Genomic DNA, 19,207 nt, shown 5'->3' with positions numbered 1-19,207 from the left:
GCCGAACAGGCCGAACAATCGAAAAACCCACACCTGTCTCAGACAGGTTGACAACTTCCGAATAACGGGTGGGTACTGCGAAAACGGGTGGGTCAGTGGGCTTTCACCACGCCTGACCGACGTCGGCGTGCTGGCGGATCCAGGCGTGCATGGCAATTCCTGCGGCGACACCGGCGTTGATGGAGCGGGTCGACCCGAACTGTGCAATGGAGACGGTCAGGTCGGCCTGCTTCTGCGCATCCGGACTGATCCCGGGTCCCTCCTGCCCGAACAACAGCACACATGCCCGTGGCAGGTCGGCGGTTTCGAGCGGCACCGACCCCGGGGTGTTGTCCACCGCGACGACGGCCAGTCCCTTCTCGCGCGCCCACACCATCAGCGACTCCACCGAACCATGATGCAGCACGTGTTGATAGCGGTCGGTCACCATCGCCCCGCGCCGGTTCCAGCGCCGCCTGCCGACGATGTGCACCGCCTCCGCCAGGAAAGCGTTGGCAGTGCGGACGACAGTGCCGATGTTGCCGTCATGGCCGAAATTCTCGATGGCCACGTGGAACGGATGACGCCGGGTGTCGAGGTCGGCGACAATGGCTTCCCGCGTCCAATAGCGGTACGGGTCGACGACATTACGACGATCACCCTCGGCCAACAGGTGCGGATCGTAACGCGGGTCCTCAGGGACCTCCCCCTGGCGCTCCTCGGTCCACGGACCGACGCCGACCAGCGGCTCACCCCATTCGGTGGGACCGGCCTCGTCGCTCACTCAGCTCAGGCCGATGTCGCTCAGCCCCAGGAGCGATCGGTACTCGACACCCTCGGCACCGATGACGGCGTCCGCACCGGTGGCCCGGTCCACGACGGTCGCGACCCCGACCACGATGGCGCCGGCATCGCGGAGCGCACGCACCGCGGTCAGCGGTGAATTACCGGTCGTGGTGGTGTCCTCGACAACCAGCACTCGTTTGCCCACGATGTCGGGGCCCTCGATCTGGCGTTGCATCCCATGCGCTTTCGCTGCTTTGCGCACCACGAACGAGTTGATCGGGCGCCCGGGCGAATGCATGATCGCGGTCGCCACCGGGTCGGCGCCCAACGTCAGTCCACCGACCGCTTCGAAGTCCCAGTCGGCGGTGAGCTCACGCAGCAGCCGGCCGATCAGCGGCGACGCCTCGTGGTGCAGGGTCGCGCGACGCAGGTCGACGTAATAGTCGGCCTCGGCGCCCGACGACAGGGTGACTTTCCCGTGGACCACCGCGAGCTCTTTGACCAAGTCCGACAACCGGTCACGATCGCTCACTGAGGGCCTCCTGCTCGGCGTGATCCCGGGGGACCGGGCTGGCGTGGAATCGGTCCTGATCCACCGACCGGCGGCACCGGGCTGCGCTGGATCGGACCGGAAGTACGGGAGTGTGCGCCGGAGTCCCGCGGGGCCGGCCGCGCCGCGCGTTGCGGTAGGTCCTCACGCCGGATGTTCTCGGTGCGGGGCTCGGCGAGACCACGCCGGGAGCGACCTGTCGGGCTCGACGGATCGCGGGGATCAGGGGCGCTCTGCGGGTCGACGACAGGCGGCAGCACCCGGAGCAGATCGGTGAAGCGCCGGACGGTTTCGAGGGCGGTGTCGAGGCGTTCGGGATCATTGGTGATCGGCATCGACCCCAGCGACCAGGCGCCCTCGTTCCACAGGATCTGGATGTAGTCGGGGGCGTTCGTCGCGAGCGCCACCATGCGTCGATCGCACACCCGCCGCGCCACATCGAGATGACTGGAGAACATCACGCGTCTGCCCATCGCGCCGAGCAGTTCGACGTCGTCCTCAGAAGGGGCAAGGGTCTTCTCGTGCCGCACATCGATCGTCACGTTCGACTCTGTGGTGCGGCGGATGGCGACAACGGTCGCGGTGTCGGCGAGGTCGAAGACCAGCGTCTCTTCGCCGTAATACGAGCCATACGCCAGATCCTGCACGGCAACATGGTCCGGTACGTCCATCGCAGCGCGGCCGAACTCCGACTTCAGTTCGGGATCGGTCTCGCGGTACTTGAACCCGTGTTGATCTCCCCAGACGGCGCGCTCACGGCGCACGCCGGTGGTGCGCCTGCGATCGAGCAGGAGCAGCGCCACGGCGCCGGCCAGCGCAACAGTGGCGATCAGGAAGTAGACGGCAGTCATCACCGGTCAGCTTACCGTGGGACGTCCGAATCGGAATCGATCGGCCGACGCTTCGCCTGTTCGAGCGACGCGCGCTCAGTCTGAAAGCGTTGCTGGCAGAGGAGCTAATTCTCCGGGATCGAGCCAGAGACTCTGCCGTCGACGATGAGGTCAGCGGTTGTTTCGCCGTTCGATTTGACCACCCTCACGACCACCAGGTCACCGACGTCGAGAACATCGACCGTGTCGCCCCGGGTGGACTGCACATGGGTGTCGGGGCTGAGGATCAAGTGGTGTTTGCGTCCGTCCGCGGTGTGCACCGACAGCGAGCCGGGGTCGATCTTGTCGATGGTGCACAACACCACCTTCGACCGCTCGGTGTCGAGGTCTTCCGGTACCGCCTCGTCCGACGGCCCGACTGCGGACAGGCCCGCCTTGTTCGGAGCCACCTCGGTCGGGCTCACGTATTGGATCTGGGTCGACGCCCGGTCGGAGTCGCTGCGCTGCGCTCCCAGATGAATGCAGTAACCGAGAGCCACGCCGGCCACGGCCAGTCCGGCGACACACAACAACGTCACGACCCTCGTCGAACGCGGTTGAGATTCAGACACGAGTCCGAACATAGAAGCCAAGTCTGAGATACGTCTGTGAATAGCCGCGGGCCCGGACCGGACATGCTGACCGACTCGGCAGTCGCCGTGATCTAGACGGTCAATTTCGGCCCCAGGGTGAATGCCGCGACCACGGCGGCGGCGGCCATCAGCGCGGCCGTCAGCACGAATCCCGCGGCGTTCGCCGTATGTGTGCTGTCGTGATGGGAGAAAGCCGATGCGGCGATCCCGAACACGGCGATACCGAGGATGCCGCCGAGCTGACGCGACGTCGAGGTGATGCCCGAACCCTGACCACGCAGCGATGCAGGGACGGTCGCGAGGGCGGACGTGGTCATCGGGCTCATCAGCAGCCCGATGCCGACGCCGGAGGGAATCAATCCGAGGCACAACACCCAGAGCGTCGACGTTCCCAGACCCAGCGCGATCACCAGACTGCCGACGCCCAGTGCGGCCGACCCCGCGACACCCAGGGCCCGTGGTCCGACCTCGTTGTACCTGGTGCCGGCCCATCGGGTTGCGATCAGCAGCGGGACCACCAGCGGCAGGAGTGCGATCCCGGCCGCCGCGGGTGAGAGGTCGAGCGTGGTTTGCAGGACCACCGCTGTGTAGATCGTGGTGACGGTCATCGCGAAACCGAGGGCGGCGAGGACGACGGTGCTGCCACCGAAGACACGGTCCGAAAAGAGTCGCAGGTCCAGAAGGCCGTCGGCGCGGGTCCAGCAGTGCCGGACGAACAGCCCCGCACTCACCACCCCCAGGAGCAGCGCATGCAGTACCGCTGCCGATCCCGCACCCCAGGCCGGCAGTTGCATCAGGCCGAAGGAGATGCCGAACAAACCCGCGGTCAGGGTCAGCAGTCCGTAGAGATCGACTGTTGTCGAACGGCTTTGCGCCATCGACGGTGTGCTGGAGACAGAGCTCGACCGCGTAGCCGAGAGCAACAGCGCGATGGCCAGGACCCCGATCGGTACGTTCACCAGAAATCCCACTCTCCAGGAGGCGAACTCCGCGCACAGGCCACCGAAAGCCGGTCCCACGGTCGCGAACGCCTGACCTGCACCTGCGTAGATCGACATCGCCTTGGCCCGACCGTCCTCGGGATACGCGTCGAAGATCAGCGCAAGGGTGGCGGGCATCATCACCGCGGCCGCGGCGCCGGCCGCCGCGCGCCCCACCAGCAGTTCGATCGGTCCCTGCGACACCCCGATCAGCAGGGACGCCAGGGCGAAACCACCGGCCCCGGCCATGAATGCCCGTGGCGCTCCGATGGAGTCGGAGATCCGACCGCCGACCGGGAGCAGTACAGCGAGCGTCAAGAGGTACGACGACACCACCCAGTTCGCGGTCGCGGTCCCGAACGACAGGTCGTGCCGCATGCTGGGCAGCATCACCCCGACGATGCTCGAGTCCAGCACGAGCAGGGCCATCGAGGATGTGGCGGCGACGAGCACCCTGTCTGGCGTGCCCATCGCGACCTCAGTTCATCGGGGCGTGACCCGGGTTCACGGGTGCGTCACCACCCGCGTTTTCAGTGCTGGGCGGGCCTCACCCTTACGTAGCCCGCTTCTTTGTCCACCTCGTTGGCGAGCGGCTCGGACGCCGCGTAGCGCTGCAGGTTTGTCAGAAACAGCTGCGCAAGTTCATCACGCCAGCCCACCACGTCGCCACTCATATGGGCAGAGATGTGCACGTTCTCCATGTCCCACAAGGGGTTGTCGGCCGCCAGGGGTTCTGTCTCGAAGACGTCGAGGCTCGCCGCCGCGATCTGGCCCTCGCGCAATGCGACGATCAGCGCCTTCTCGTCGATCAGCTGCCCGCGGCCGACGTTGATCAGGTGGGCCGACGGCTTCATCGCCGTCAGCACGTCTGCATCGATCATCTGCGCCGTCTGTTCGGTCAGGGGCGCGATGGTCACGATGTTGTCGAAGTCGCCTGCGTACCCGGCCAACTCGTCGGTCCGCAGGACTGTTCCGAAGTCCGGGTCCTCGGTCCGCGCGATCCGGCCCGCGCCGGTGACCTCGAGCCCCGCGGCCCTGAGCAGACGCGCGACCGCCCTGCCGATCCCACCGGTCCCGATCACGAGGGCACTGCGTCCCGCGGTGCGGATCGTGTCGCGCCGTTCCCAGTGCTTGATCTGCTGGTACCTCTTCGACAGGTGGAACTGTTTGTCCTGGGCGATGATCGAGCCGAGGACGAACTCCGCGATCGGCCCGTCGAAGACCCCGTGGGCATTGGTGATCGTGATCTGTGACGCCCGCAGTTCGTCGAACATCATGGCGTCGACACCGGCGGCGCACACATGCACCCACCGCAGCCCCTGCGCCTGCGCCCAGTTGTCCCGCAGCGCTGCGGAGAAGAAGTCCCACAGCATCAGGACGTCGGCGCCGCCTGCTGCTCCCAACGCGTCGCCGAGGTCGGCGGTGGTGGCGAGCCGGACGTTCGCCACCTCCCTGATCTGCTCCAGATTGCCTGGGTTCTCGAGCCCGTCGCGCCCCAGGATCACCACATTCGGCTTCGTGTTCGCAGTTCCCATGCGCCCCACGGTAGGGCAGCCGCCCTGACCATCCCGCGGCGACTGTCTAATTGTTGACAATCGTGCAATCGGCAGTCACGGTGTACCCATGAGTTCCGCCACCCTGAGCCCTGTCCTCAAACAAGCCACTCCGGTGGTGGTCGATCACGCCAAAGGATCGTGGATCCATGGCACCGATGGCGTCGACTACCTCGACTTCACCACCGGTATCGGTGTCACCAGCACCGGCCACTGCCATCCCAAGGTGGTCGCAGCCGCGCAGGAGCAGTGCGGAAAGATCATCCACGCGCAGTACACGACGGTGATGCACAAGCCGCTGCTCGAACTCACGGACAAACTCGGCGAGCATCTGCCGACCGGCCTCGACTCGGTGTTCTACGCCAACTCGGGATCCGAGGCCGTCGAAGCGTCGGTTCGTCTCGCCCGGATGGCCACCGAGCGCCCCAACATCGTCGTCTTCCAGGGCGGGTTCCACGGCCGGACCGTCGCCGCTGCGACCCTGACGACCGCAGGCACCAAGTTCTCGGCAGGCTTCTCGCCCCTCATGGGTGGCGTCCACATGGCGCCGTTCCCATATGCGTACCGCTACGGCTGGGACGAGGCGACCGCGGTCGAGTTCGCGCTGCGTGAGCTGGACTACCTGTTCGCCTCCCGCGTCGCGCCGAACGACACCGCAGCCTTCCTGATCGAGCCGGTGCTCGGCGACGGTGGCTACATCCCCGCGCCCCCTGCGTTCCTCGCGGGCCTCCGGGAGCGTGCCGACAAGTACGGCATCATCCTCATCCTCGACGAGGTGCAGGCGGGCGTCGGGCGCACCGGCAAGTTCTGGGGACACCAGCATTCCGAGGGCTTGATCCCCGACATCCTCATCACGGCCAAGGGCATCGCCTCAGGCTTTCCCATCTCCGCCATCGCCGCGCCGACCTCGTTGATGGCCAAGGCCTGGCCCGGATCCCAGGGCGGCACATACGGCGGCAACGCGGTCGCAGCTGCGGCCGGTGTCGCCACCCTCAAGGTCATCGAAGAAGAGAATCTCGTCGACAACGCACAGGTCCGCGGTGATCAGATGCTGCGCGGATTGTCCGAACTGGCACCGAAGTTCCCGCAGATCGGCAACGTCCGCGGCCTCGGTCTGATGGCGGGCATCGAATTCGTCGACGGAGATGGCAAGCCCGATGCGGTTGCAGCAGCGGCCGTTCAGCAGGCGGCAATCCCGGAGAAGCTGCTCACCCTCACGTGCGGTCCGATGGGTAACGTCGTGCGACTCATCCCGGCGCTGGTTGTCACCGAAGAAGAGATGGCCACCGGACTGAACAGGTTCGAAGCAGCGTTGACCGCGGCCCTCGGATAGCGGGGGTCATGGACCCCGCACCTACCGGGACTCGCATCAGCGCAGATCTTCAGGCGCTCGGACTGAGCGCCGACGCCTCGACGCGTCGCCTCACCGAATACTCTTACGACGCATCGAATTACCGATTGTCACCCTTGGTGGTGGTGTTTCCGCGCACCGATGAGGACGTGGCATCGGCCGTCGCCTACTGCCACCGCAACGGTCTCACCGTGACCGCCCGCGGCGGCGGTACCGGTATGGGTGGCAACGCGATCGGCACCGGGGTCGTGCTGGATTTCTCGCGATACATGGACAAAGTGCTCGAGGTCGATGCCGAGGGCGGAACCGCAGTGGCCCAGTCGGGCATCGTCTTGACGACACTGCAGCGCCAGGTGCGGGCCGCCACCGGTGGGGCGCTGACCTTCGCACCCGACCCTTCGAGTCAGTCGCGCGCCACCCTCGGTGGCGCCATCGGCAACGACGCGTGCGGCAACCACTCCGTGCGCTACGGCCGCACCACCGATCACATCGAGTCGCTCGATCTGGTCACCGCCGAAGGCCTGCGGTTGACCGCACTCCGCGATGGACTCGTGGCCACGGATCCGACCGACGGTGCTGCCGTCGCGCGGGCCGAAGAGCTGACTGCGGCGATGCGCCGGCTCACGTCGGCGAACATGGGCGCACTGCGCACCGAGATGGAGCAGATCCCGCGTCAGGTGTCCGGATATCATCTCGAAAAGCTGTTGCCCGAAAACGGCTTCGACGTCGCCCGTGCGCTGGTGGGCACCGAGGGCACCTGCGCGATCGTGGTCTCCGCCAGGGTCCGACTCGTCACCGCCCCCACCCGTGCCTTGCTGCTCTGCCTCGGGTACCGCAACGTCGTCGACGCCGCGCGCGACGTCCCCACCCTGCTGGAGTTCGCCCCGTCCGCCATCGAGGGCATCGACGAACGGATCGTACAGACCATGCGAGCCCGGCGCGGCGATGATTCAGTCGCTGGTCTGCCCGAGGGCAACGCCTGGCTCTACATCGACCTCGACGAGGAGAGTGCTGCCGATCCCGCACTCGCAGCTGAACAACTCCTCGAAAAGCTCCGTGCCAATGGCCGCCTCGTCGACGGGCGGACCGTTGCCGATCCCACCCAACGGGTATCGCTGTGGCGCGTCCGTGAAGACGGGGCGGGGCTGTCGTCGCGACTCGTCAGCTCTGAAGAGATCAGACCCGAAGAAGGCGGACACGGCGGCACCTACGAGTCGTGGCCCGGCTGGGAGGACTCGGCGGTCGCGCCGGAGAACCTCGCCGACTACCTCGAAGGCTTCACCGAACTCCTCGAGCAGCACGGCTTGACCGGGGTCATGTACGGCCACTTCGGTGCCGGCTGCATGCACGTGCGCATCACATTCGACCTGCGCAGCGCGGCAGGGCGGGCGGTGATGCGCCGGTTCTGCACCGACGCTGCCGCGCTGGTGGTCAAACACGGCGGTTCGTTGTCGGGCGAGCACGGCGACGGTCGCGCGCGGTCGGAGTTGTTACCGATGATGTACTCACCGCAAATGATCTCGGCCTTCGGTGATTTCAAGAAGATCTGGGACCCGGCCGGCATCCTCAACCCGGGCAGCATCGTCGACCCCGATCCGCTGGACGAGAACCTGGTGCTCGCGGACGTGCCGAACCGGCAGTGGCAGACGAGCTTCGACCTCGGAACACCAGGGATAGGCGTCGATGGACAACCGGGCCTCGACCCCTTCATCCACGCCGTGCAGGGCTGCATCGGTGTCGGACGTTGCCGTTCCGACGCCGGCGGGGTCATGTGCCCGAGCTATCGCGCGACCCGGGACGAAAAGGACTCCACCCGTGGACGCGCTCGCGTGCTGCAGGAGATGGTCCGCACGGCACCCGACATCAAATCCGGCTGGCGTGACGAGGATTCGCGCGAAGCCCTCGACCTGTGCCTGTCGTGTAAGGCCTGTTCGACCGATTGCCCGGTGGGCGTCGACATGGCCACCTACAAGTCGGAGTTCTTCTCCAACTACTACCGCGGCCGGTTCCGCCCGCTCTCGCACTACTCGCTGGGCTGGATGCCCGCCTGGCTCAGCGTCGCAGGCACTCTGGCCCCGCTGATCAACAAGACGTTGTCCAGCAGATTGTCGACGCTGGCCGCCAAGGCCGGGGGGATCGACCCGCGACGCACCATGCCCGCGTTCGCCCGCCGCAAACAGGTCCGCGCCGGAATGGCCGGACTGCATGCCGACCCATCCGCCGACACCGTGCTCTTCGTCGACTCCTTCACCAAGGCGTTCCGCCCGCACGTCGCAGCCGCCACCGCCAACGTCCTCGGCAGCGCCGGGCGCACGATCAGCTGCGAGGCCGACCAGTGCTGTGGACTCACCTGGATCTCCACGGGACAACTCGGGCACGCCCGAAAGGTGCTGGCCCGAACGGCTGCTGCCCTCGACGACGGCACCGACCGCCCGATCGTGGTGCCCGAGCCCAGCTGTGCCGCCGCCCTGCGCAAGGACCTGCCCGAACTCGTGCACACCGATGCCGCCCGCCGGGTCGCGGCGCGGGTCCGTAGCTTCGCCGTCGAGGTCGGACATCTCCTCGACGACGGCTGGACGCCCCCCGTACCGTTGCCCGCCGAGGTCACGGTGCAGACCCACTGTCACGAATACGCCTCGTTCGGTCCGACCACCCAGCCTGCGGTCCTGAAGCGACTCGGCGCCACCGCTGTACACCAGGCGGACGGATGCTGCGGTGTCGCAGGTAATTTCGGATTCGAAAAAGGTCACTACGACGTCAGCATGGACGTCTCCGAACAGGCGTTGGCCCCCGCGCTGCGCAAGCACGGCGACGACACCCCCGTCCTCACCGACGGTTTCAGCTGCGCCATGGCGGTACAGCACCTCACCGCCACCGACGACAACATTCCCGATGTGCAGTCCGTCCATCTGGCCGAACTGCTCGATCCCGCTTCACAAGGAGGTTCGATATGACAGCGTCAACCGTCACCGATCGCAAGGGCCGGGCCGCCGACCTCATCGGCGCGCTGCCCACCGGGCTCTACATCAACGGGGAATGGGCCCCGGCAGCAGACGGCGCGACGTTCGACGTCGAGAATCCGGCGACCGGTGAGGTCATCGCCACCGTCGCGAAGGGTGGTCAGGCCGACGCCACCGCAGCGATCGAATCCGCGGCTGCACACCAGAAGAACTGGGCGGCGACCCCTCCCCGGGAGCGCAGTGAGATCCTGCGTCGCGCCTACGAACTCCTGTTGGAACGCCAGGACGACCTCGCGCTCATCATGACCACCGAGATGGGCAAGCCGCTGGCCGAAGCCAAGGGCGAGGTCGCGTACGCCGCCGAGTTCTTCCGCTGGTTCTCGGAAGAAGCTGTCCGGATCGGCGGCGATCACACCACCACCGGTGACGGTAAGAACCGCATCCTCGTCACCAAAGAGGCTGTCGGTCCCTGCATCCTGATCACGCCATGGAACTTCCCACTCGCCATGGGCACCCGCAAGATCGGGCCCGCGATCGCGGCCGGGTGCACCATGGTGTTCAAGCCGGCGGAGCTCACGCCGCTCACGATTCTCGCGCTGGCAGACATCCTCACGGAGGCCGGCCTTCCACCCGGTGTCCTCAACATCGTCACCACCGACGATCCCGGCTCGGTCGTGGAGACCTGGATGGACAGCGGCCTGGCCCGCAAGATCAGCTTCACCGGATCCACCCAGGTCGGCAAACTCCTGCTCGAGCAGGCGTCCCGGTCGGTGATGCGCACCTCGATGGAACTCGGTGGCAATGCCCCGTTCCTCGTCTTCGACGACGCCGATATCGACAAGGCCGTCGCCGGGGCCATGGTCGCGAAGATGCGCAACATGGGCGAGGCCTGTACCGCCGCCAACCGGATCTTCGTACACCGCAGCGTCGCAGGTGAGTTCGCCGCCAAGCTCGCCGAGAAGATGAAGGCCCTCAACGTCGGTGATGGCGCCGTCGACGGAACCGATGTCGGCCCTCTCGTCGAGCAGAAGGCCGTCGACAAGGTGAAGTCGTTGGTGGCCGATGCGGTTGATCGCGGGGCAACGGTGATCTGCGGTGGCGACACGACCTTTGACGCCGGATACTTCTATCAGCCGACGGTGTTGTCGGGCGTGGACCCGAACTCCGATCTGATGGGTACCGAGATCTTCGGTCCGGTCGCTCCGATCATCCCGTTCGACGATGAAGACGAGGTGATCGCTCTGGCAAACGACACCCCGTGGGGCCTGGTGGGTTATCTCTTCACCCAGGACATCGATCGCGGACTCCGGGTCTCGTCGGCGCTCGAGGTGGGCATGGTCGGACTCAACACCGGCCTGGTGTCCAATCCGGCGGCCCCGTTCGGTGGCGTCAAGCAATCCGGCCTTGGCCGAGAGGGCGGCAAGATCGGCATCGACGAGTTCCTCGAAGTGAAGTATCTGGCAATCCCCCGTACTTAGAAGCCAGTACCAGAAGCGAATACGACCTAAGGAGGTGTGAAGAAGCCATGTACCTCGGCTCACAGCTGTTCACCGATGCCGAATACGAGACCCGGCTGGCGAAGGTCCGGACGATGATGGATCGGCAGGGCCTGTCCGCGATCATCGTGACGGATCCGGCCAACATCTTCTATCTCATCGGCTACAACGCCTGGTCGTTCTACACCCCTCAGATGCTGTTCGTCCCGATGGACGGCGAGATGGTGTTCTTCGCACGGGAGATGGACGCGCACGGTGCGCACCGCACCACATGGTTGCCGGCCGAGCAGATCGTCGGTTACCCGGAGAGCTACGTGCACCGTCCGCACGTACACCCTTTCGACTGGGTGGCGTTCGCGTTGCGTCAGCGTCACCTCATCGCGCCGGCATCGCGCGGCGGTTCCGTCGGGATGGAGATGGACTCACACTTCTTCTCCCCCAAGGCCTACCGCGCGCTGTTCAACGCCATCCCCGAGTGGAAGCTGGTCGACTGCTTCGAGCTGGTCAACTGGGTGCGATCGGTGAAGTCCGACGCCGAGATCCAGCTGATGCGTCAGGCAGGCATGGTGTGCTCGGAAGCCATGCGCGCGGCCATCGACACCATCGACATCGGGGTCCGGCAATGTGATGCGGCAGCAGCGATCTCGCAGGCGCAGATCACCGGCACCGACAAGTTCGGTGGTGACTATCCGGCCATCGTCCCGATGATGCCCACCGGCGCCGCAGCCGACACCCCGCATCTGACCTGGCACCAGGGCACCTTCATCAGCGGCGAGGCAGTGGTCGTCGAATTGACGGGCGCCCACAATCGCTATCACTGCCCACTCGCCCGCACCGTGGCGCTGGGCCCGGTGAACAAGGATGTCGACTACGTCGCCGGTGCGACCGCAGAGGGGCTCAACAACGTGCTCGAGGCCATCGCCCCCGGTGTCCCGACCCGTGAACTCGCCTCTACCTGGAATTGGACCCTGGCCAAGTACGGACTCGAGAAGCATTCGCGTCTCGGCTATTCGATCGGAATCGGTTACCCGCCGGACTGGGGTGAGCGCACCATCAGCATCCGCACCGAAGACGAGTCGATCCTCGAGGAGAACATGACGTTCCACATCGTCTGCGGAATGTGGATGGACGGCTACGGCTTCGAGTTGTCAGAGTCGGTTCGGGTGAGTGCCACCGGAGTCGAGACCTTCACCAGCTTCCCCCGCGACCTGATCAGAAAGTGAGCGACGCATGACCGCAACCGAACTTTCCCACCACGCCCCTACCTTCCCTCTGGCCGGGCGGGCCAAGGACCTCGTCGGTTCGATGATCGACTCGTCCACCTCTCTGCTCGCAGCGCAGAAACACGACATCGTGCGATTTGCGATGGGCTCGCCGGCCGATGAGGCCGTGCCCGCCGACGAGTTCCGCGAGATCGCCGGCAGCATCCTCGACCACACGTCCTTCACCTACGGCGCATCGGAGGGCGAGCCGCGTCTGCTGGATCTGCTGGTCAAATACCTTGCCGGCACGCCTGACCCGGCCAGCGAAGACCGCCTCGTCATCACCACCGGCGGCATGCAGGGTCTCGACCTCGCCTGCAAACTCTTCGTCGACCCGGGCGACCTGGTGATCACCGAGTCCCCCACCTACACCAACGGCAGCGCCACGGCGCTCTCCTACGGTGCGCAGCTGCTCGAAGTCCCCGTCGACGACGAGGGCATGATGGTGGATCAGCTGCCTGATCTGGTGGCGCGTACCCATCGCACCCCCAAGGCGATCTACACCATCCCCAATTTCCAGAACCCGTCCGGTGTGACGCTGTCCCTGGAGCGCCGGAAAGCGCTGTTGGAGTTGGCCCACAAGTGGGGCGCGGTGATCATCGACGACGATCCCTATGCGTTGCTGCGCTTCTCGGGTGAGGAGATCCCGACGTTCCGGACACTGAGTCCTGACGATCCCCTCCTGTTCTCGGTACGCACCTTCTCCAAGATCCTGGCGCCCGGATGGCGCGTCGGCTGGATCGACGCCGACCCCGCTCTGCGCCAGCTGCTGATCAACGGCAAGCAGGCCATGGACACCTGCACCAACGTGCCCAACCAGCACATCGTCGCCGAATACATCTCCCGCGGCGGACTCGACGACCACCTGGTGTCGATCCGCGAGCTCTACCGGATCCGGCGTGATGCAATGCTCACGTCACTGCAGACGCACCTGGGCGACGACTACACCAGCACCAACCCCGACGGCGGATTCTTCCTCTGGGTCACGTTGCAGGGCAAGTACGAAGGTCTCGACACCCGGGAACTGTTCGAGATCGCCCTCGCGCAGGGGGTGGCGTTCATCCCCGGCCCAGCGCTCTCGCCCGGCGGTCACTTCCGCAACGCCCTGCGTCTGTGCTTCGCCTCCAGTACCCCGGAACGGATCGACGAGGGCGTCCGCCGCCTCAAGAGTGCTCTGGATCTGGCCCTAGCTGCCTCGTGACCGAGACGGTCGTGGACGAAACTGCCGTGCTCGACCTTGTCGACGAGGCCGATCTGGTCTCGCTGACGCGGTCCCTGATCGACGCCGGCGGCGAGAACCCCGGCGGCACCGAAGGTCAGACCGTGGCCGTGCTCGACCGGGCCTGCCAGGCTCTGGGTTTCACCGTCGAGACCTGGGACGTCGCCCCGGGCCGGCCGAACCTCACGGCCACATTGCCGGGAGGCGACGAGCCCGGGCTGATGATTCTCGGACACTCTGACGTGGTGCCGGCCGGTGACGGCTGGACCCGGCGCCCGTTCGAGGCGAGTGTGTCGGACGGCCGGATCTACGGTCGCGGCGCCACCGACATGAAGGGTGGCCTGGCGTCGGCTGTGATCGCCATGGCCGCATTGTCGCGGTCCGGTGTGCAGTTGCCCGGTCCCGTGCAACTCGCCTGCACGGTCGATGAAGAAGACCTCGGGATCGGTATCCGGGACTTCGTGACGCGCTCGTCGTCGCACCGTTTCGCCGGCTGCGTGGTCGCCGAGCCCACCGATCTCGAGACGGTCATCGCCTGCCGTGGCGCGTCGTACATCGAGGTTCGGATCACCGGTCGTGCAGCTCATTCGGGCCGTCCCGCCGACGGTCGCAACGCCATCGATGCTGCGGCGGCGATCATCGACCTGGTCCGTGCGGACCAGCGCAGCATGCTCGAGACGCCCGATCGTCTGCTGGGTACCGGCACCTGGAACACCGGCCTCATCGAGGGCGGACAGGGCATCTCTGTCGTGGCTCCCACCGCCACAGTCAGTTTCGATCGCCGGCTCATGCCCGGCGAAGACGCGTTCGAGGTTGCTCGGTGGTTGCGCGGCGCCATCACCGAAGCAGGGGTCGACTCCGACGGCATCACCGTCGACATCGAGGTCACGATGGCCATGCCCGGTTTCGAGACAGCCCCCGATCACCCCCTTGCCGCCGGGGCCGCCGCCGCTGTGGTCGACGCCGGCGGTGCAACCTCCATCACCGGCTGGACAGCAGCCTGCGACGGCGGATTCATCAACCGCGATCTCGGCATACCCGCGATCGTTCTCGGCCCGGGCGGTCTGAACGATCAGGCCCATCGTCCTGACGAGTCCGTCTCGATCGCGGAGTTGGTCACCGCCGCGAAGGCGTACGCACTCTTGGCCTTACGACTGCTCTGACTGCCAAAGATGCCGCCGACCGTGCCATCAACGCCGCCCACCGTGCCAATCCGAACGCCGGCGTGCGTTGAAACCGTGAGCGGGCCCTTCCGTGCGTTGACCGTGCTCTTAATACCGGGGTTCCCAAGAATATTCGCTCCAGCGCCGACGGAGTAGCGAAGCCCCTGACCAGCTCACTCGAGACGTATCTCGTGCGGTTCGTCCGAATACAGGGCGGAGACCGTGGTGCTGCCGCCCGGCCCATCCGGGCGGCAGCACCTTGCGTTTCACACTGTGGAATTGTCAATCTGCGTGCGCGGTCCCGAAGCGTTCTAGGGTGCGCGGGGGGTCGAGCGGTCTGAGAGTTGTTGTCAGAAAGTAGATCAGGCTGCGAGTGTCATGGTTCGCCTGTTGTAGGCGGGTAAGGGTCTTCGTTGCGGGTCGATATCGGCCGGCGGAATCAGCCACGGATGCCCATCGGACCCCATACTGATCTCCCAGGCTGTATCAATTGTTCGCTGGGGATGGGCCTTCATGCGCACTCTTCCCTCGTCTCTCAGTCGCTGCGCTCCCTCGTTCCTCACTGCATCCCGCGCGGCCCATCCTGCGCTCACGAGCGCCCCACACTTGACCCAGAATGGGTCGCGGATGATGATCGCTTTGCGGACAGCGCCGGTGAACAGGCGTTTCGAAGGTCCGACGTCGATCGGCACCCCGTGCTGGTCGAGGATGACCGATGCCATCGAGGAATCGCACGCCAGCAATTTCGCGAGGTGCTCGGTGATCGGTCCCATCCACTCCAGCGTCGCCCGCTCGGGGTGGTCGGCGGGGACAGACACGTTCACCTCGGTCCGCGGCGCCGACACGAATCCATCGCCGCCGCCACCGCCGCAATCGAGCAACTGATGCAACGCATCAGCGCGGCGCTGGGTGTCACCGCGGGCATCATCAGATCCATCAGGCTCTGGGCGTGGCCGGCTCCACAGGTCCAGCGCGGCGTAGAACTTCTCCCCGATCTGCGCATCCACATCGAACCGACCCACCAACCGTCCCTCACTGAACGCGTAGTCGAGTTTGTTGAGTGAGGGATCCTCAGCCGGGGTGGGTCCGCCGGTGTCGTGGGCGACCTGGTTTCCCAGACCTTGGGCGACCTTCTCGATCTCGGTGGGTCGCGCTCCGGAGATGGCGTGACTCAGCAATTTTCCTTCGAAGACGACTCGTTCCTCGTTGGTGATCCCGACGTCCGACCTGTTGTTGATCTGCTTGATCCCTTTGACCACGGCGTCGACATGCTCGGTGGAGAGGAATCCATCCCGGAAGTACCCGGCGGTGCGATCGAGCGTCGCGACGCCGGCGCCGATACGTAGCCAGCGCGATGCTGATGCTGGGGCGGCGCCGTTGTCTTGCAGCCACTTCGACGGTGTGGTGCCGGCCTTCTTCGCGAACCCGAGCCGGTCGATCATCGCCGCGCAGACCGACAGCTGCGACTCGGTCGCATTGCGCAGGGTGATCAGGTCTTTCGTCAGTGACGCCAGGTCACCGGGATCGTCTGGTACCACCAGCCCGATCATGTCTTCAGTAGTGGTGCGGATGTTCATCGAACCCCTCCCCAGGTCGATCGACTAACACCAACCTAACTGTTCGAACAGATGTTCGCAAGTGGCCCGAACGGATGAATGCTACTGGCAGCCAATAGAATCCGGGGCATCACGCACCGACTCGACTCGGGCACAGTGCCTTCGATTCAAGGTTATCAGCGACCACTGACAGAGCGACCAGTTGTTTGCACGGGTAATTGGTTGCGCTGCTGCATGAATCGCACGGGCACGGTCGACGGTCGGATCGGCACGATTCCAGCGGGCCAAAATTCCTTCGACCGTGCCAAAAATTCTCAGGGCGTGTACTTGTCCGACGACTTCGGCGGTCCGGCGGTGCGCCAGTCATCGATGTCGGGGCCCGGTTTCGCAACCGGGAGACGGTCGTCGTGCAACGCTGACCAATGCGCGTGGCCAAGCTGATGAATGTAGTACGAATGCTTGAGGGATTCTTGAAATCCCATGGCATCGACGGCGCCGTTTATCGTGTCTTTGACCAACAGCGCGGCGAATGTGGGTCGTGACGCGATACGCCTCGCGAATTCGAGCGTTTTGTCTGGCAGTTCGTCTCGGGGAAAGATCTTCGACACCATTCCGAGTCGGTAACCTTCCTCTGCGTCGATCGAATCACCCGTCAGCAGTAACTCTTTCGCCTTACGGGGCCCGAACTCCCACGGATGTGCCACATATTCGACACCGGGCATCCCCAGCCGTGCGGCGACGACGTCGGAGAACACCGTGTCGTCGGCCGCGACGATGAGGTCGCACGCCCACATGAGCATCAGACCTGCAGAGATCACGTTCCCGTGCACTTGCGCGATCGTGATCTTGCGCAGCTCGCGCCAGCGCTTGGTGTTCTCGAAGTAGTAGTGCCACTCCTGAATTGCCCTGTTCTCGACGACACCTTCGCGTGTTCCACCGTCGATGCGAAACGTCGGATGTTGGTCCGGCCCCGGCGTCACTTCGGCTACTGCTTCTTCCGACCCCATGTCGTGGCCGGCCGAGAAGCTAGGGCCGTTGGCGGCCAGGACGATCACCCGCACGGTGTCGTCGGCCTCGGCTTTGCGCAGTGCTTCGTCGAGTTCGACGAGAAGCCGACGATTCTGCGCGTTCCGCGCCCTGGGGCGATTGAGGGACACTCGGGCGATACGCCCATCGTCGAAGATTTCGTACGTGACGGCCGGCTCCATTGAATCTCCCGATCAGTCGGTTCGCTATGCGCTGCGGCGCAACGCTCACTTGTCTATCTTGCCCCGTATCCACTGGAAGAACTCGAGCGGCACCTACCGAAGTCGGAGGAAGTATCAGATCCTCCGGTTTCGGGACGACGGCAAAGGGCCCGGCCGCACTGCGACCGGGCCCTTCAACCATCATCGAGCTAACTGTTGATCAACTTCTTCTCGGCTTCTGTCTCCTCACCGGGGACCTCGGTCCCGCGGATCGAACAGCCCGCCGTCTCACGCAAGAACGGCAGCGCGATCATGCCGACGGCACACGCCAGCATCATGTAGCCGGCCGGGAACAGCTCCCAGCCCTCGTTCGCTGTCACCGCGTCGTTGATCAACGGCGCGGTGCCACCGAACGCCGCAGTCGCGACGTTGTACGAGATCGCAAAGCCCGCATACCGCACCTGTGTCGGGAACATTGCCGGGAACGTCGCTGAAATCGTGGACAGCTGTGGGATATACAGCAAGCCCAGCACCACGAAGCCGACGATCGCCCACGCCAGTCCCTGACCCATCAGCCAGTACATCGGCAACGCGAACACGAACAGTCCGATCAACGAGCCCCACCACATGGGTTTTCGCCCGATCCTGTCCGACCACGCCCCGAAGAACGGGATACAGGCCATCATTGCGAGCTCACCGATCAGGATCACCATCGTGCCAGTGGTTTCGGTCATCCCGATGGTGGTCTTGAGATACGTCGGCTGATACGCCAGCAGCGTGTAGTTGGCGACGTTGAGCGCGATCACCAGTCCGAACATCACCAGGATCGGCTGCCAATACATGGTCAGCAGGGCCTTGAACGCCTGCCAGGCCGATCCCTCGATCTCGTCCTTCTGCTCCATCTCGGTGAAGACGGGGGTGTCGTTCATCTGATTCCGCAGATACAGACCGATCAGACCCAACGGCAGAGCGAACAGGAACGGGATACGCCAACCCCATTGCTGCATCTGGTCATCGGTCAGGAAAAGCTCCAGCACCAGCACGAACGCGGTGCCCATGACGAAGCCGGCGAGAGTGCCGAATTCGAGGAAGCTCCCGTATTTGCCTCGCTTGTTGTCCGGTGCGTATTCCGCCATGAAGGTGGCCGCGCCACCGTACTCCCCGCCGGTGGAAAAGCCCTGGACCACGCGCAAGGTGATCAGCAGGACCGGTGCCCAGACCCCGACGACGGCCTCGGTCGGAAGGACACCGATGAGCGCAGTGGCACCGGAGATCAGCAGGATTGTCATGGCGAGCACAGCTTTTCGACCGATGCGGTCACCGATCGGACCCCAGACCATGCCTCCGATCGGACGGAGGACGAACGAGATCGCAAAGCCGAGCATGGTGCCGATGGTCCCGAGGTCGCCAGGGAAGAATGCCTGGGTCAGATAGGTGGTGGTGGCGGCGTAGACGCCATAGTCGTACCACTCCGTCGCGTTGCCGATGGCGGATGCGCCGATCGCCTTGCGTAATAGTTTCTTGCCCTCCGGGGATTCCGGATCCGGGAATCCCGGTGGTACTGCAGAACTTGACTTCTTTATATCTGGGCTCATCGATACCTCCTCAGAACTGAAGACATTCAATCGATCTCGGTGTCTTCGAGGCCCACAAAATGCGATTGCTCCCGGATGCTCGAGAGCAGGCGTTGCCATTCGGTTCTG

The 19,207-nt window shown here is 65.1% G+C and carries 15 protein-coding genes; 6 read left to right on the top strand and 9 right to left on the bottom strand.

The features are described from left to right. Positions 1–103: 103 nt before the first annotated feature. The 6 genes from BH683_RS01695 to BH683_RS01670 all read right to left on the bottom strand — a co-directional run bounded on the left by BH683_RS01695 (position 104) and on the right by BH683_RS01670 (position 5,292). Entirely contained in the window at positions 104–763 is a 660-nt protein-coding gene (locus tag BH683_RS01695; protein WP_084834535.1) for an RNA methyltransferase, read from the bottom strand. Beyond that, the gene (pyrE, locus tag BH683_RS01690; protein WP_084834534.1) at positions 764–1,297 is read right to left on the bottom strand and encodes an orotate phosphoribosyltransferase; all 534 of its coding nucleotides are present in this window, start codon (positions 1,295–1,297) and stop codon (positions 764–766) included. Then, positions 1,294–2,166: a hypothetical protein gene (locus BH683_RS01685; protein WP_084834533.1), complete on the bottom strand. Its 873-nt coding sequence runs from the start codon at positions 2,164–2,166 to the stop codon at positions 1,294–1,296. Before BH683_RS01685 ends, pyrE begins: the two co-directional genes overlap by 4 nt. Before the next feature lie 104 nt (positions 2,167–2,270). Beyond that, entirely contained in the window at positions 2,271–2,756 is a 486-nt protein-coding gene (locus BH683_RS01680; RefSeq protein WP_143695951.1) for a hypothetical protein, read from the bottom strand. A 92-nt stretch (positions 2,757–2,848) separates the two neighbouring features. Next, a complete protein-coding gene (locus tag BH683_RS01675) occupies positions 2,849–4,228 on the bottom strand; it encodes an MFS transporter (protein WP_084834531.1) in 1,380 nt (459 codons plus the stop codon). 59 nt (positions 4,229–4,287) lie between these two features. Further along, entirely contained in the window at positions 4,288–5,292 is a 1,005-nt protein-coding gene (locus BH683_RS01670; protein ID WP_084834530.1) for a D-2-hydroxyacid dehydrogenase, read from the bottom strand. 88 nt (positions 5,293–5,380) lie between these two features. Here BH683_RS01670 and BH683_RS01665 point away from each other — a divergent pair, with 88 nt between their 5' ends. Genes BH683_RS01665 through BH683_RS01640 form a run of 6 tightly spaced genes read left to right on the top strand, consistent with a single transcriptional unit; the run spans position 5,381 to position 14,761 of the window. Continuing rightward, complete coding sequence (locus BH683_RS01665; protein WP_084834529.1) at positions 5,381–6,643, top strand: aminotransferase class III-fold pyridoxal phosphate-dependent enzyme; 1,263 nt, start codon at positions 5,381–5,383, stop codon at positions 6,641–6,643. An 8-nt stretch (positions 6,644–6,651) separates the two neighbouring features. After that, positions 6,652–9,615 (top strand): FAD-binding and (Fe-S)-binding domain-containing protein, encoded by a 2,964-nt coding sequence (locus tag BH683_RS01660; RefSeq protein WP_084834528.1) that lies wholly within the window; start codon positions 6,652–6,654, stop codon positions 9,613–9,615. Then, positions 9,612–11,099 (top strand): NAD-dependent succinate-semialdehyde dehydrogenase, encoded by a 1,488-nt coding sequence (locus tag BH683_RS01655; protein WP_084834527.1) that lies wholly within the window; start codon positions 9,612–9,614, stop codon positions 11,097–11,099. The genes BH683_RS01660 and BH683_RS01655 overlap by 4 nt, the downstream gene beginning before the upstream one ends. 47 nt (positions 11,100–11,146) lie before the next feature. Beyond that, positions 11,147–12,340 carry a M24 family metallopeptidase gene (locus BH683_RS01650; protein ID WP_084834526.1) on the top strand — a complete coding sequence of 398 codons (1,194 nt, stop codon included), beginning with the start codon at positions 11,147–11,149 and terminating at the stop codon, positions 12,338–12,340. Between the two features lie 7 nt (positions 12,341–12,347). Then, complete coding sequence (locus tag BH683_RS01645) at positions 12,348–13,580, top strand: PLP-dependent aminotransferase family protein (protein ID WP_084834525.1); 1,233 nt, start codon at positions 12,348–12,350, stop codon at positions 13,578–13,580. 11 nt (positions 13,581–13,591) lie between these two features. Continuing rightward, entirely contained in the window at positions 13,592–14,761 is a 1,170-nt protein-coding gene (locus tag BH683_RS01640) for a M20 family metallopeptidase (protein WP_084834540.1), read from the top strand. Between the two features lie 362 nt (positions 14,762–15,123). Here the strand turns inward: BH683_RS01640 and BH683_RS01635 are convergent, their stop codons facing one another. The 3 genes from BH683_RS01635 to BH683_RS01625 all read right to left on the bottom strand — a co-directional run bounded on the left by BH683_RS01635 (position 15,124) and on the right by BH683_RS01625 (position 19,099). After that, entirely contained in the window at positions 15,124–16,338 is a 1,215-nt protein-coding gene (locus tag BH683_RS01635; RefSeq protein WP_084834524.1) for a DUF222 domain-containing protein, read from the bottom strand. Between the two features lie 293 nt (positions 16,339–16,631). Continuing rightward, positions 16,632–17,525 (bottom strand): enoyl-CoA hydratase, encoded by an 894-nt coding sequence (locus BH683_RS01630; RefSeq protein ID WP_084834523.1) that lies wholly within the window; start codon positions 17,523–17,525, stop codon positions 16,632–16,634. 188 nt (positions 17,526–17,713) lie between these two features. Further along, positions 17,714–19,099 carry an MFS transporter gene (locus BH683_RS01625; RefSeq protein WP_084834522.1) on the bottom strand — a complete coding sequence of 462 codons (1,386 nt, stop codon included), beginning with the start codon at positions 19,097–19,099 and terminating at the stop codon, positions 17,714–17,716. Between the last annotated feature and the right edge of the window lie 108 nt (positions 19,100–19,207).

This window comes from Williamsia sp. 1138, from assembly GCF_002095435.2.
Lineage (GTDB): Bacteria > Actinomycetota > Actinomycetes > Mycobacteriales > Mycobacteriaceae > Williamsia.
This window is presented reverse-complemented; position numbering and strand designations above follow the sequence as displayed.

Coding starts and splice junctions, on each gene's coding strand:
- BH683_RS01655 (WP_084834527.1), top strand. CDS start 9,612: ATGACAGCGTCAACCGTCACCGATCGCAAGGGCCGGGCCGCCGACCTC.
- BH683_RS01650 (WP_084834526.1), top strand. CDS start 11,147: ATGTACCTCGGCTCACAGCTGTTCACCGATGCCGAATACGAGACCCGG.
- BH683_RS01685 (WP_084834533.1), bottom strand. CDS start 2,166: ATGACTGCCGTCTACTTCCTGATCGCCACTGTTGCGCTGGCCGGCGCC.
- BH683_RS01625 (WP_084834522.1), bottom strand. CDS start 19,099: ATGAGCCCAGATATAAAGAAGTCAAGTTCTGCAGTACCACCGGGATTC.
- BH683_RS01645 (WP_084834525.1), top strand. CDS start 12,348: ATGACCGCAACCGAACTTTCCCACCACGCCCCTACCTTCCCTCTGGCC.
- BH683_RS01670 (WP_084834530.1), bottom strand. CDS start 5,292: ATGGGAACTGCGAACACGAAGCCGAATGTGGTGATCCTGGGGCGCGAC.
- BH683_RS01660 (WP_084834528.1), top strand. CDS start 6,652: ATGGACCCCGCACCTACCGGGACTCGCATCAGCGCAGATCTTCAGGCG.
- BH683_RS01630 (WP_084834523.1), bottom strand. CDS start 17,525: ATGGAGCCGGCCGTCACGTACGAAATCTTCGACGATGGGCGTATCGCC.
- BH683_RS01635 (WP_084834524.1), bottom strand. CDS start 16,338: ATGAACATCCGCACCACTACTGAAGACATGATCGGGCTGGTGGTACCA.
- BH683_RS01665 (WP_084834529.1), top strand. CDS start 5,381: ATGAGTTCCGCCACCCTGAGCCCTGTCCTCAAACAAGCCACTCCGGTG.
- BH683_RS01675 (WP_084834531.1), bottom strand. CDS start 4,228: ATGGGCACGCCAGACAGGGTGCTCGTCGCCGCCACATCCTCGATGGCC.